The sequence below is a fragment of the Hymenobacter sediminis genome (assembly GCF_003231285.1).
GTDB lineage: Bacteria > Bacteroidota > Bacteroidia > Cytophagales > Hymenobacteraceae > Hymenobacter > Hymenobacter sediminis.
In genome coordinates this window covers 1,134,590-1,148,251 of record NZ_QKNS01000001.1, presented here as the reverse complement: position 1 = coordinate 1,148,251, position 13,662 = coordinate 1,134,590, and the positions used below count along the sequence as shown (strand labels likewise).

Annotated in this window: 12 protein-coding genes and 1 tRNA gene; 6 read left to right on the top strand and 7 right to left on the bottom strand. The window is 53.0% G+C overall.

Going from position 1 to position 13,662, the window contains the following annotated elements:
- Positions 1–570: 570 nt before the first annotated feature.
- From DNI29_RS05060 to DNI29_RS05045, 4 genes are all read right to left on the bottom strand, one after another.
- Complete coding sequence (locus DNI29_RS05060; RefSeq protein ID WP_110976953.1) at positions 571–1,866, bottom strand: putative hexosyltransferase; 1,296 nt, start codon at positions 1,864–1,866, stop codon at positions 571–573.
- 238 nt (positions 1,867–2,104) lie between these two features.
- Positions 2,105–2,809 carry an SGNH/GDSL hydrolase family protein gene (locus DNI29_RS05055; RefSeq protein WP_110976952.1) on the bottom strand — a complete coding sequence of 235 codons (705 nt, stop codon included), beginning with the start codon at positions 2,807–2,809 and terminating at the stop codon, positions 2,105–2,107.
- A gap of 135 nt (positions 2,810–2,944) precedes the next feature.
- Positions 2,945–3,469, bottom strand: coding sequence for a hypothetical protein (locus DNI29_RS05050; protein ID WP_123823076.1), 525 nt, complete (start codon positions 3,467–3,469; stop codon positions 2,945–2,947).
- Positions 3,469–4,608, bottom strand: coding sequence for a cystathionine gamma-synthase (locus DNI29_RS05045; RefSeq protein ID WP_110976950.1), 1,140 nt, complete (start codon positions 4,606–4,608; stop codon positions 3,469–3,471). Before DNI29_RS05045 ends, DNI29_RS05050 begins: the two co-directional genes overlap by 1 nt.
- A gap of 203 nt (positions 4,609–4,811) precedes the next feature.
- Here DNI29_RS05045 and DNI29_RS05040 point away from each other — a divergent pair, with 203 nt between their 5' ends.
- The 3 genes from DNI29_RS05040 (at position 4,812) to DNI29_RS05030 (ending at position 6,366) form a co-directional block, all read left to right on the top strand.
- A complete protein-coding gene (locus DNI29_RS05040; protein WP_110977295.1) occupies positions 4,812–5,537 on the top strand; it encodes a TVP38/TMEM64 family protein in 726 nt (241 codons plus the stop codon).
- Positions 5,538–5,668: 131 nt separating this feature from the next.
- Positions 5,669–5,742, top strand: a tRNA-Arg gene (locus tag DNI29_RS05035).
- Between the two features lie 324 nt (positions 5,743–6,066).
- Entirely contained in the window at positions 6,067–6,366 is a 300-nt protein-coding gene (locus DNI29_RS05030) for a helix-turn-helix domain-containing protein (RefSeq protein ID WP_110976949.1), read from the top strand.
- Between the two features lie 517 nt (positions 6,367–6,883).
- Here DNI29_RS05030 and DNI29_RS05025 read toward each other — a convergent pair.
- The 3 genes from DNI29_RS05025 to DNI29_RS05015 form a co-directional block, all read right to left on the bottom strand.
- Positions 6,884–8,014 carry a hypothetical protein gene (locus DNI29_RS05025; protein WP_123823075.1) on the bottom strand — a complete coding sequence of 377 codons (1,131 nt, stop codon included), beginning with the start codon at positions 8,012–8,014 and terminating at the stop codon, positions 6,884–6,886.
- Between the two features lie 417 nt (positions 8,015–8,431).
- Positions 8,432–9,691 carry a site-specific integrase gene (locus DNI29_RS05020; RefSeq protein WP_110976947.1) on the bottom strand — a complete coding sequence of 420 codons (1,260 nt, stop codon included), beginning with the start codon at positions 9,689–9,691 and terminating at the stop codon, positions 8,432–8,434.
- A 312-nt stretch (positions 9,692–10,003) separates the two neighbouring features.
- Positions 10,004–11,302, bottom strand: a complete 1,299-nt coding sequence (locus tag DNI29_RS05015) for an MFS transporter (RefSeq protein WP_202910367.1) — start codon at positions 11,300–11,302, stop codon at positions 10,004–10,006.
- 295 nt (positions 11,303–11,597) lie between these two features.
- Between DNI29_RS05015 and DNI29_RS05010 the strand changes: the two genes are divergently transcribed.
- The 3 genes from DNI29_RS05010 to DNI29_RS05000 all read left to right on the top strand — a co-directional run bounded on the left by DNI29_RS05010 (position 11,598) and on the right by DNI29_RS05000 (position 13,586).
- Positions 11,598–12,005: a hypothetical protein gene (locus DNI29_RS05010; protein ID WP_110976946.1), complete on the top strand. Its 408-nt coding sequence runs from the start codon at positions 11,598–11,600 to the stop codon at positions 12,003–12,005.
- Between the two features lie 147 nt (positions 12,006–12,152).
- Positions 12,153–13,166: an NAD(P)/FAD-dependent oxidoreductase gene (locus DNI29_RS05005; RefSeq protein WP_110977293.1), complete on the top strand. Its 1,014-nt coding sequence runs from the start codon at positions 12,153–12,155 to the stop codon at positions 13,164–13,166.
- A gap of 93 nt (positions 13,167–13,259) precedes the next feature.
- Positions 13,260–13,586, top strand: a complete 327-nt coding sequence (locus DNI29_RS05000; RefSeq protein ID WP_110976945.1) for a 2Fe-2S iron-sulfur cluster-binding protein — start codon at positions 13,260–13,262, stop codon at positions 13,584–13,586.
- The last annotated feature ends 76 nt before the right edge of the window (positions 13,587–13,662 follow it).

Genomic DNA, 13,662 nt, shown 5'->3' with positions numbered 1-13,662 from the left:
GCGGCAGACGTCAACACACAGGAAATTTTATTTCTTCAGCACACCCTACCCCTTTTGGGAGCAAGCACCGAGGGCAACCAGTACACAGTCAGAAGCAGAGCCTCTTGGGGCCTTTTGCCGCATACGCACGCGTGGCTAGAAGGGCTGTTACCGTTCAGCTCAAAAGAAAATCAACAGAAAGGCCTGGTAACAGCCGGTGAATGGCCTAGTCTACTATCCGCAGCAACAACACCCTTGCGCTAGCGTGCCGGTAGCATTGCGAAGGATGTATACAGAAAGGCAGGCAGGATTCAGCCAGTTCAAGGGGGTAGGAACAGGGGCTGAAGAATACTTTTTCACGCGGCAAGAGTAAAGCAGGTTATTCGGTTATCACTGGCTTCATAAGGTGTGACGCCGAAACAACAGGCCTATGACAAGCACCCTCACCACTTTGTTTAGGAAAAACAAAAATGCCCCATACCTGCCTACAGGTAAGGGGCATTTGTAAGCAAACGATTAACCAGCGTTTATGAAGCGCGGGCCTAGCTTGAAACAGATTTCAGCATTGTCTGTACGCCTGCTTACAAGCTACTATGCCTGTACCAACGTAGCAGGTGCCTTAGGTGAACGGAGAATCAACCGGATTTCGCTCACCAAACCTTTCACCCGGGCTAGCCGATATACCTCCCAAATTCCTCCAATAATACAGAGTGTAAAGAGTCCGGTAATAAAATTTATATCGAAAAATAAGATGGAGTACTTACGCAGCATAAGATAGCGCAGCACCGCTTCCAGTTGTAGGAAATAAGCAATAGAGGCTACTATGTACAGCCAATAACGCCGCGTCAAGAAAGCGGAACCCGCTAGAAAGAGAATCGCTGGATGCCAATAACGCTCGTGCATCTGTGTATTGAAGTACGTGAACAGAAGAGGAACCATGCCGCAGCATAACAGTACTAACGCTTGGTCCATACTCGTGTAGCGGCGCCGGGCCAGCGAATTACGCACTACCAGTATAAGCAATGGTAAAAGCGTAATGGCAGACGCGACCATAAACATCACCAAGCCCCATTGCCGATATGTAAGGCCAGCGGCCTCCAGGTCATCCGAAATGCTATAAATATTCATAAGCGCTTTTTCCTGGAATATCAATACCCACACGTTGTAAGCATTCATAGAAACAACTGGGTATAGCCCAACAGTACCTATATTGATTTCCAGTATGCGAGCTCCTGTGTTCTGCTCGCCGCCCCATAGAAAGGGGCTTAAAATAGCTACTTGCAAAGCCGCCGCGGCTCCTAATGCTATAGGGAGTTGTCGAGGACGACGTACCCATTCGCCTATCCAAAGCACTAAAAGTGGCGGCAGAAAGACAATGCCTTGGGCTTTCGTGTTAATCGCCAATATGAATAGCATCAGGCTACCCGCAGTATTGCCACGTAATGCTACCAACACGGAGGCAAAGGCAAAAAACGCTAGAATGGCATCTACTTGCTCCCATATCATGGTATTATAAACGTAGCCTATATTGAACAGCAGTAGCAAGGAAAGCATAAACTGCCGCTCACGTCCCGCTACCAACCGGCTGGCTAGTATAGCTCCCCCTATGTCGAACAGAAGCGTAAATCCTTTCAGTTGATGGCAATAGTATTCTATTTTGGCAACGCTTCCAGCCATTTTCCCATACAGCCACAGCACATACATGTAGAATGGGTTATAATTGATGCCGGGTGTTTGATAGGTATTCTCTAACCCATTGGTAAAGATGTAACTGGCCCAGCCCCTCCAGCAGCCCACATCTCCGTCTAGACCAGCGCGCGGACTAAGCACCAGTAGCATCACAAAGAATAATAAATACAATAGTGCGTGCTGGCGAGAAACTTTCATAAGAAAAGATAGCGCTGTTCAATGTGTTACAAAACTAGCAGAAAACGCTGTGTGAAGGAAGTCAGCTTCTTCACGTTATCTTTCTAATGACTTTTCGAGGTGGTTATTGTAGGGATATGCCAGCGCACCAGCTTTTGCTTTCTATCTAGGCGACGAAACCTCTAAATCAGGTGCGCAATCGTCGTCTAACTTAGCTACATCGCCTAAAACTTTCCTCTTAGAACTAACATTGTATTCATTACTTCAGTAGTTGCCGGGCTACGGGTAGGGCACGCTGAGCCCACTGCTGCATGTGCCGACCCGAGTAGTGCAGCCCGTCGGGGGTGAACTGAGTAGGGTCGTCCGCGGCGCGGCGCGTTAGGTCGGTTATATCAATAAAGGCCACACCGGCTTGTTGGCACTCTTCCTTAGCTGCTGCATTAAACTGATTTATTTCTGTGGCAATTCGTTCCTGGTCGTAGCTGCGGGCGTAGGGGGTACGGCCCCAGTCGGGAATGGATAATACGAACACCCGGGACGGTTGCCCGCCAGCAAAGCGCGCGGCTGTTTGCAGCAGCTGCCGAAGCTCCGTGCGGTACGTAGCTAGCGGCTGCCCCCGGTACTGGTTGTTCACCCCAATCAAAAGGGACACCAACCCATAAGTTTTCTTATTATTAGCTGAATTGATGGCCTGCTGCAGCTCGGCGGTTGTCCAGCCGGTTCGGGCAATGATATCAGGCTTCTGAATGCCATCTACCTGTCCTAATTGCGCCAGTTGCTCGCTCCAGCGGTCGGCCTCGCCTACCCCCTCCCCAATGGTGTAAGAGTCGCCGAGGGCCAGGTAGCTTACGGGCGCAGCAGCCGGCCTGGGCGGAGAGACAGGGGTAGTACGCGGGACCGGCTCAACGGTAGGCTCGGTGCAGCTCCAGCTCAGCAATAGGGAAAATAGGATCAGGATACGCATGCCTGGTAACGCAGAAAGGAAAGTTCGTTTCCACATCTACGATGAGGCCAGCGCCGCAGATTGCAGCCTCCCCCTACCCCCACTATAAACACAAACGCCCAGCCTGGCGGCTGGGCGTTCATTCTAAATACTCTATTACCACACCATCTTCAGAGCCTCTTCCAACTTGGTCAATGCCCCAAAGCGGACTTTAGCCCGGTTGTAGCTCAGAGTTCCGCGGGGTATGGTGCGGGCCAAGGCCTCCACTTCTCGGAAAGCTATTTTGTCGGGAGCATTTTCCAGCCCCAGAAACTGCGCCGGAAACGCCGTAGCATTGCCACGCCCCGGTCCTTCCAGTGTGAAAAGCCCCGTCAGCTTCCAGCCATCTGTTACCTGCACAGCTCGCAGCTTCATCTGTTCCTGCGGGCGCTGGGCGGGCACTACCACCTTGGTAGTCAGCAAGCCGCGCGTAGCATCTAGGCTATCAATAGTGAAACCATGGGAGGTCAGGTGCTGCTTAAGTTGTGTGAGCACAGAGTCAGGCCGGACGGGAGTTTGTACCAGAACGATGTTGGCTCGACTAAACGGCTCGTTTGGCTTGGGAGCTTGCTGCTGGGCTACGGCCGCACTAGCACTACCCAACAGTAGGCCTACCCCCATCAGGAGCCTGGACCTGCGCATTACCCAATAGCTTGCTTTAAGTCCTCTATCAGGTCTTCGGCGTCTTCGATACCCACGCTCAAACGAATCAGCGAATCCGACAAGCCGGCTTTGCGGCGCTCTTCGGCCGGAATGCTGGCGTGCGTCATGGTAGCCGGGTGACCCGAGAGGCTTTCCACGCCACCCAGGCTTTCGGCCAAGGAAAACAGCTGAAACTTCTCTAAGCAGACTACCGCATCCTCCTGCCGGTCGCCCTTCAGGACAAAAGAAATCATGCCCCCAAAGTCGCGCATTTGCTTGGCGGCAATAGCGTGGTTGGGGTGGTCTTCGAAGCCAGGCCAGTACACTTTTTCCACCTTAGGGTGGGCCTTCAGAAACTCGGCAACTTTGCGGCCGTTTTCGCAGTGGCGCTGCATACGTACGTGCAGCGTTTTAAGGCCGCGCAGCACCAGGAAGCAGTCCTGGGGGCCGGGCGTGCCACCGCAGGCATTCTGGTAGAAGCTTAGGCGCTGGTGCAGCTCATCGTCGTTTACAATCACGGCTCCCATCACAGTATCGGAGTGGCCAGCCATATACTTCGTCAACGAATACATGACCATATCGGCTCCGAGCTCCAGCGGAGTCTGCAAATAAGGCGTCGAGAAGGTATTGTCCACCACCAGCAGGGCGCCAGCTTTCTTGGCTACTGCCGAGGCAGCGGCAATATCAATAACGTTCAGTAGCGGGTTGGTGGGCGTTTCCACCCAAATCAGCTTGGTGCGCTCGGTTACAGCAGCTTCCACGGCCGTCATATCGTGCATGGGCACGAAGTGAAACTTGATGCCGTAATTCTGGTACACCTTCGTGAACAGCCGGTAGGAGCCACCGTACAGGTCGTTGGTGCTAATAACCTCGTCGCCGGGCTGCAGCAGCTTCACAATGCAGTCGATGGCGGCCATCCCGGTAGCAAAGGCTAAGCCGTGCTTGCCATTGTCGAGGGCAGCCAGCGCATCCTGCAGTTGAGAGCGGGTAGGGTTATGGGTGCGCGAGTACTCAAAGCCCTTGTGGTCGCCGGGCGAGCGTTGCACGTAGGTCGAGGTCTGGTAAATGGGCGTCATGATGGCCCCGGTGGTGGGGTCAGGGTGCACGCCCGCGTGAATAGCCTTGGTTCCGAATTTCATGCGTGAGAGCTGAAAAAGAATAAGTGTCTGTAATCGTGTTGGCAAAGGTAACCACGCGCCGGAAGCTTTAGTTACCACATACTCCATTCCTCCTATAGTCAAATATGCCCGCCCACGGAGCAGCTTGTAGCCCTTGCCACCATTATTACGTTCTTACCTTCGGGGCTAACCGCACAGTGCCGGCCCACTTGTTTTTCCTGCCTATGGCTTTTCTAAAAGAGCTTTTTCACCAGAATACCTCCACCCTCGTTTCCCTATTCCTGCTGGCTGTGCTGCCCCTAGTGGGCGACAGCGCCCTGGCCTGGGGGCTGCACGAAAACTCAGAGTGGCTGCGACACCCTTCGGCCTTGCAAATGCTGCTCTACTTTGTAGTAGTAGCTTTTACCATGACGTTTGCTCTGACCCATACTACGGTGGTGGTACTGGTCACAGCTTTTTACTTCGGGTGGCCTGGTTTTGCGGGCATGCTCCTGACCTATATTCTGGCGGCTCTGTTTGGCCATATGCTCGCTACCTCCCTTGACAAGGGCAAGCTCATTGGGCTACTGGAAAAATTTCCGAAGGCCCACGCTGTGATGCACGAGCTTCGTGCCGACAGTTGGCGGCTGGTACTCCTCACGCGCCTCTCGCCGGTGTTGCCGTTTGCGCTTATCACGTTTATTCTGGCTGTAATGGGCGTTCCACGGCGGCAGTTTCTTACCGCTTCGGTAGTAGGGATGTTGCCCCGCACCTTATTTTTCTACTGGCTCGGTACCAAAGCCCAGGATGTACTGCTCCTTATTCAGGACCCCGACACGGGCACGGCGGGAAAAGTATTGGTGGTAGTGCTGGTGGCCGTATCGTTGTTTGGTCTGTATTTCGTGTTTACCCAAGCACTGAAGCGAGTTCTGCAGCAAGGCGCGAAAAAAGAGCAAAAAAATTTAGGCTGAATTTCAGCATCTTGCGGTCTTTCTCTCCCGCTTTTAGGAGAAATTTCACTTCCCCGCTTGCACGTCCGGATTTTTACCCGCTATCTTTGCACAACCAAAACGGAGGAACGCTCCTGAAACGGTAACAAAATGGTTGCGTAGCTCAATTGGATAGAGCATCTGACTACGAATCAGAAGGTTTGGGGTTCGACTCCCTACGTGACCACTACCCGAAGCCCGTAAGAGACTCTTAATGAGAATCTTACGGGCTTTTTCGTTATACCATAGTATCCTTTAAGTATCCTTATCGGTCTGCTGGGGCCTCTTTTCCGCTATTCTCCTCTGTTTCTCCTATTGGCTTGCAGCCTTGTGGCGCTGGGGTATTTACTGCGACGGATAACAAATCAGCCGGGGCAACACTACCTTATTACCGAACGCCAATGTTCGGGGTAACATTTCCCAGGTAGGCAATATATCGGTGCGCTGGGGTTGGGTAACAAAGTGCTGGTCTCAGGCTTACCTTAGTATTTACCACCAAATCTTACTGCCTATGACGCTGAATCTGAATCCTCAGGAACTGCAAACGCTTGCCGAACTGCTGTATAACGGGCTACTACCAGTCTTTGAGAAACGTGCCCAGGAGCAAGCCAAAATTGTGAAGCGGGAACTTCACTGCCTTACCGTTGCCGACGTTGCCCAGCGGCTTAAATGGAGTGAAAAAACGGTTCTGAGCCGCATAGAGGCTGGGGCATTGAAGGCGGCAAACATTGGGAGTTGGGAGCGGCCCGCGTACCGTGTGAGTGAGGCCGATTTGACTGACTTTTACCAACGCCACCGGGCGGGCAAGTAAATATTTTCTGATGGTGCAGCACGGGAAGCTTGCGGATGCCGCCGGGGAGGTATGAATCTTTGTCTATTGGGTAGAATCCGTGTTTTTGGTTTCGAGCAAGTAAGTTCTTCACTGTTCACTACACTGCCTCAAAAGCCAATTATTGCACTGTTTTACCGGATTTTTGCACTTTGTTTCCAGCGTTGCGGGAGTAGGTAATGTTCTACGTTTCGCTGTGTGTTTTCCCTTCGCTTCGCTGCGAGAAACCAAAGCCTACGGCCGCTCCACTACCCGCCCAACGCTCACTGTTTCCTTTCTCTCTCCGCTGCGCTGCGGTCAAAAGAAAAGCCTCCGGCCGTTTGCTGCCGGGGGCTTCTTTATTGTTGTTCTACGGCGGGAAAGCTGAGGGGCTTCCCACCTACCGGGGTTATTGTTCTGACGTGGTATTGGGGTTGTTATCCGAGGGCTGGGGTTATATAGTAGTTTCTCTATCGTAGGGTATTCACCTATTGTTATCGGGGGAATACCCTACGATGAACTACCCAAACATTTCCACGCGGGCCATTTGATCGGCCATTGTTGAACCCGTGAAGTGCTGAGCATACCGCTGAAATAGGTGCTGCCAGTCGGTACCTTTTGGGGCCGTTACCCGCTTGCTCAGGTAGTCGAGTTGGGCAAGGTCTTCCGAGCGCCCGTAGCGGATATACCGATGTACGGCGTTCTTGGCTTCTATCCGGTTTCGGTGTTCGGATTCGTCTCTTTCATCTTTCCAGGTGTAGGGGGCCGCACGGGGTTGGGTAACAATATCCGGCAACTCTATAATGGTTACCGTAGCTGTTTTCTTGTTCCGGTTGGCGTCAAATGTTGTCTCTGTGATCTTACGAAAAGTAAACGTGTCCCCTACTGCTTTCCGAAAGATGTGCCATAGGGCCGGACCGTGTAGGTCTGAGGCTTCAGGTAGGCATTCATCCTTTTGCCGGGCAAAGTATTTGCTGCCAAGCTTGGCCTCTATGCGTTCGGCGGGCTTGTCCAGGTCAAAGCCGTTGGCTTGCCAGTAGTCCAGGATGTATTGCTTTTCAAAATTCTTGTCCGCTATTTCTTCCGACTTGTTATAGACCTCTATCTGCTTGCCGTCTTTTTTGCTGCCGAACGTGTAGGTCTTACCGTGGTGCAGGCTACACGTTTGCCGCCCGCGTAGTGGTGCGTATTGGGGGCTGGGGTTATCAGCTACGAAGGTGCTATGCTGGTAGATGTGCCACAGGCGGGGCCGTAGTAGTTCTGGGGCTTGGAAGTCAAAGGCTATTTCCAGGTAACTGATAGACTGAAACGCAAGCGGCAATTGCTTCTCAATGATATTGAGGTAATGTTGCCAGCCGGGGGCCGTGTAGAAGATCTCGTTTTCAAAGCTGAGTTTGATACTTGCAGGCTGGGAAGGTTGGCGGCAATCGGTGCTCAGGTTCGCCACGTGCCGCCCGTCAACCCATACTCTGAACGTGTGCAGGTAGTGAAGTTCATACTTGCGCGTTTCGCGCAGTTGGAGACGGTTATTTACAATGTAGGCGTTGCCTTTATAGTCAAAATGTTTGCTGACGTATTTATTGTCAAAGCGGGATTCCGACGTGCTGACCATTTGGAGTGTCAAGCTGTCGAGGGTAAGCAGATACTTCAATCGTTAATGATAGAAGCCGGGCCATTGGAGGGGTCCGGCTTTTCTGTTATTTATGCGGCCCCAGGGGCGGTTTTCAAGGGTTGTGAGGCCACGTAAGCCTCCAAGTAGGCACGTAGTACCCGGCTGAGGTTTTGATGCTGCTGACGGGCTTTTTCCGTAGCTTGACGGTGAAGTTCGGGCGTCAATTCAAAGCGGAATTGTTGGGTGTATTTCTTCATTGTGAGTGTGTGTTCATTGGTAAATAAGGTACCAGTTGGTACCGTGCCCAATCATACACCCACTGAGCAATGCGGCGAAAAGGAAAATGAGCGTCAAACGCGCAATACTTTGAATTATCCTTGCTGCGTACAATCTGATATGGGCAAAATAAAACCCCAGCTTTTTTTGTGCTGGGGTCCTTTGTAGTAATGTCTGAGGTTACATTTTGAGCCGGGCGGAAAGTTCTTCGTTGAACTTGGCAATAGCAGACCCCAGTTCCGCGTGTGGGTTTACGTAGCGGCTGAATGCGGCTTCGGTTTTGTGCCCGCTCATTGCTTTGACGTGGTGCCGTGCTACCCCCATATCCAGGGCACAGGTAACCAAAGACTTTCGCGCTGTGTGGGTAGTTACCAACTGCCAAGCCGGTACCGAATGCTGCACAACCTTGGGGCCTTTGTCATTGATGACTGTCACCAGCCGGTCAAAGGCGGGCACCAATTGCGCAAGTTCTTTGAGGTACTTGTTCTGTTTGACGTCGCTGCGTACGGGCAATGCCAGCAGCCCCTTTTCGTCCGTGTACTTGCGGATAATAGCGCGGCCCGGTTCCAATAACGGGGCCGATACCCATTGCTGCGTTTTTTCCATATAGATGCGGATACCTTCGGGCGTAATGTGGTCGCTGCGTAGCTGCATTATGTCCCCCCAGCGTAGCCCGCACATCATTTGCAGCACCAACAAATCCCGCGTACGTTCCAGGTAACCCGCAGGGGGCAAATTCAGCCCCATTATGGTCTCCAATTCGGTAAGGCGGAGAGTGAACACGGGTTTGTCTGCCAGGGTGTGCAGCGGGCTTATTTTGGCGAACTTCAGCTTCAAGGGCTGGGTATCTGCAATGTGTTTCAGCAGCTTCTTAAGCATCATCAGACGCTTGCGCAGGGTGCTATTTTCGTAGTTGTAGGTAACCCGTAACCACTTCTGAAACTGGGTAACATCTTCGTTGGTCAAGTTGGCCGCTACCCAGGTTGTTTTGTTTGCCGCTTCATAGGCACTGAGGTTATTCAGCAGCGTTACGTGGTTCTTACGGGTAGCCGGTGCCCACTTGTGCCCCTCTGAATCCATAAAGTTCCGCAGGGCGTCGCTTACGGTCAATTCTGAGGGCTTGGGAGCGGCTTGGGTAACCTTGGCTGCGTTCAGTTCGGAGACGTAGGGCCAACGCTTGAGAGTGCGTTGCAAGTCGGTAATGACTGCGTTTACCTCTGCCAATTTCGTGCGGGCGGTCTGGGTATCGGTAGCCGGGTCTTGCGAACCTCCGGCTTTGATGGTATCCGTAGTGGGGTCCCATTTCCCAGGCACCACTTTGATGCCCGTGGATACCCGCTTGAATTGCCGCTCTGGGTCTTTGTACTCCACAGTGAGGGTCGCAAGCCCGTCTTTGGGGTTCCGGAGCACCAACACGGCGGCTTGGGTTTTGGCTTTCATCTGGGCGAAGTTCTGAGGGTGAAACTGTGCCCGAAGGTAAATAACAATTGGATACTTAAGTATCCTTTAAGTATCCTTATGAGAAAGATTATAGTATCCTTTACGGGGGCTGCAAATTCAAAAACTCGCTTCAATGAGCATATAGGTCACTTTTTCAGAATACAGATTATATAGGTCTGGGTCCCTACGTGACCACAAGAAAGGCCCTCAGCGCACTGTTGAGGGCCTTTTTTATTTTCTACTATTATCATCTTTGCTCTTTCTATTTATCTAGCTATAAGTAATAGGTGTGGGGTAAGAGTCTGGAATTGCTTATGCTTGCCGATTAGCGAAGGAAGCAGTTTCGGGCATGGTAATCAGAACGGGTAATACCAGTAGCGCAACCAGGGCAATCATAGCTCCAGGAACGAGCGGCCACCCGGTATACTTAATGAGTAGTTCTGCTACAAAGGGGGCCAACCCGCCAAAAATAGCCGTGGCGGCCGTAGCGCCCAGAGCTAATCCACTTAAGCGGCCTTCGCCGGGGAACTGCTCAGCGGTGGCTGCTGCCCCTACTGCACTCACGCCCCCTGCTACGGCTGCTAGTATTACGGCTCCCACTACGGCCTGTCCAGCACTGCCGCCGCGCATGAACGAGAACAAGGTAATAGGCAGTAGGGCACTAGCGACTGCTAGCACAGTCAACACAGGTTTGCGGCCTAGCTGGTCAGATAGTAGTCCAACAAAGGGCGTTACCAAAATCACTACGACGGCTGCAATAGTTGATAGGCCTAGAGCTTCTCCTTCGCCCCGCTGACCAGTGGTAGCCAGGAAGGTCGGCACGTAGGTGATGCCCACGTAATAGGTAATAGATCCGAGGGCAGAAATAGAGAATGTGCGTAGAATAGCGGCACGGTGATGACGAAGCGTGTAGCGAAGAGGCTCAGGAGGAACCGTTCCAGCCTCTTGCTGACGCTCAAAGTCTGGCGACTCCTGCATGGTAGAACGGGCTGCCCAGACGCCGCCGGCTAGGATTGCGCCGAGTAGGAAGGGTAGGCGCCAACCCCAGGTGTCGACGCTGGTTGCAGGTAAACCGTACACAAGTAAAGCACATACCCCTACGGCTAATAAAGCACCCACTTCACTAGCTGCTGCTGCCAGCGAAGTAATTAAACCACGCCGACTAGGTTGGGCGCCCTCCAGAAGGTAGGCTACCACTCCGGTGTACTCCCCTCCTACTGAAAATGCCATCAGGCAACGTAACAGCAAGAGCAGCCAACCAGCCAAGTTTCCAATTTGCGTGTGGGTAGGCAACAGTGCCGTGGCGAGCATAGCACATGTCATCAATGCCATGGATAACAGCATCATGCGTCGCCGACCATACCGGTCGCCGATGTGCCCAAAAACCAGTGCTCCTAGTGGCCGCATCAGGTAGGACACGGCAAACCCACCCAAGGCCGTTATCAGCGACGCTTCGCCTGGGCCGAAAAACACCCGGGAAAGTACAGTAGCAAAGTAAAGACACAGGGTGAAGTCGTACCACTCAATGATAGTGGAACAGGCGGCTACTGCCAGCGAAGCACGGGAAAGCACAGCGCGGGGTGCCGATTGGTTGATCAAGGAAGGCTGCACTGACGTAGCTGAAAAGTTTGGAAAATGAATAACGCTTTGAGTGCTGTTAGGCAGCCACCTGGCTATACCACTATAGGAGGGTGCGTAGCTGAAGTGTACTACCAGAGTATAGCAAAACCACCTGCTCTATGTTTTCCAGAAAGTTAGAAAGTTGTAGATCCATAGTAGGTTCTCACCTCCTACCCCAGCACTTCTCCTCTTTCCCAATACTAGAAAGACAATCTTCCCAGCTGTGGACTCTTTTTGCTTGAGGCTGCGTTTACAGGCCACGCTCTTGCTTTTTACCACACACCTCATGCAACTCGTCGCCTACCGGCCCGAATACCGAATCTATTTAAACACGCTACAAAACCACATCACTTACGAGCGACTCGAGCAGCAGACACTCGCGCAGGACATGCCTTACTTCTTGTCAGACTGGCAACGTATCCTGCAGCTTGTGCAGCCGGGTTTTACTGTATTGTGCGACGTTTCTCAGACGTTGGGACCCAACGTAAGCCTACTGCCCCTGTATGTGCAGCTGCGGGAATTTCTGAAACAAGCCGGGTTGTTGGTAATGGCCGAGGTTCATCCAGCCTCTCTAACCATGCAAGCCCTCAGCCGATTATTAGGTGAACGGCTGGCCTTACCGGTGCATCGCTTCACGGATAGAGCTGAGGCTGAGTACTTTTTACTGGAGTATAGCCTGGCGCAACCTGCTTAAAGTAGGGAATTTTGTCAGGGGTGGGCTGGCTGCCTCGCCCTGCCTATCTTTGCGCCCGCAAGTGAGGCGCGCCCAACGTTTTGGCGGGTTTGGTGGTTACTACCCCAGCGCTTCGTCCGCTCGTTGTTTCGTTTTCACTTTTCGCTGATGAATTCCATTTCCACCGATATCTGCATTATTGGGGCCGGCCCGGTCGGCTTGTTTGCTGTGTTTGAAGCTGGTCTGCTGAAACTGCGTTGCCACGTAGTAGACGCCCTACCCCAGGTAGGCGGGCAGCTCTCCGAGATTTATCCGAAGAAGCCGATCTACGACATTCCCGGCTACCCCGAAGTGCTGGCCGGTGACCTGATTCAGAACCTGATGCGCCAGATTGAGCCCTTCCACCCCACCTTCACGCTGGGTGAGCGGGTAGAGGGCTATGAGAAGCTGGAGGATGGCTCGTTCCGCGTAACGACCATTGACGGCACTGAAATCCTGTGCAAAGCTATTGCCATTGCCGGCGGTTTGGGCTCCTTCGAGCCGCGCAAACCGGCCATTGATGGCCTCACCGATTTTGAAAGCGGCAAAGGTGTGTACTACATGGTGCGCGACCCCGAAACCTTCCGCAACCAGCGCCTGGTAATTGCCGGTGGCGGCGACTCGGCCCTGGACTGGACCATTTTCCTGGCCGACGTAGCGAAAGAAGTAACCTTGGTGCATCGTGGCACTACCTTCCGGGGCGCCGCCGACTCAGCTGAAAAAGTAAAAGTTCTGCACGAGGCAGGCAAAGTGAAGCTGGTACTGAGCTCTAATGTAACCCACGTACACGGCAATGGCCAGCTCGAAGCCGTTACCATCACCGCCAACAGCGGCGAAACCGAAACGGTGCATGTGGACAGCTTTATCCCCTTGTTCGGCCTGACGCCCAAGCTGGGCCCAATTGGCGAGTGGGGCTTGGAGTTGGAGGATGACGCCGTGAAGGTGAACACCGTGGACTACTCTACCTCGGAGCCCGGCATCTACGCCATCGGCGACATCAATACCTACCCTGGCAAGCTGAAGCTGATTCTGTGCGGCTTTCACGAGGCCGCTCTCATGTGTCAGGGCGCCTTTAAATACATCAACCCCGACAAAAAGTACGTGCTGAAGTACACCACCGTCAACGGGGTACCCACGCTGTAATTAGTTGTCAGTTGCCGGTTGTCAGCTACTGAGAGTGACAAAGCAGGGTGCTACCTGACAACCGGCAACAGATGACTAGCAACTAAATAACCTATGACTGACGAAGTACGCGTATATGTAGAGGAAGCGCCCGGGCAGCGGCGGGAGATTGTGGCGCCCACCGACATGGGACTGAGCCTGATGGAAATCATGAAGGCCGATGGCTACGATATTCAGGCTACTTGCGGCGGTATGGCGCTGTGCGGCACCTGCCACGTAGAGGTGCTGGCCGGCCCTGAGCTGCCTGAGCCCGGCGACGATGAGCTGGCCATGCTGGAAAGCCTACCTGTTATGACCCAAGGAAGCCGTCTTTCCTGCCAGATTCGTCTTACCCCACGCATTGATGGGCTGGTGGTACGCCTCATGCCCCAAGACGCTTAATAGAACTTATTGCAGCTCTGGCTAACGAAAAGAGCCGGCCCGAATGATTCGGGCCGGCTCTTTTCGTCAGGTAGAT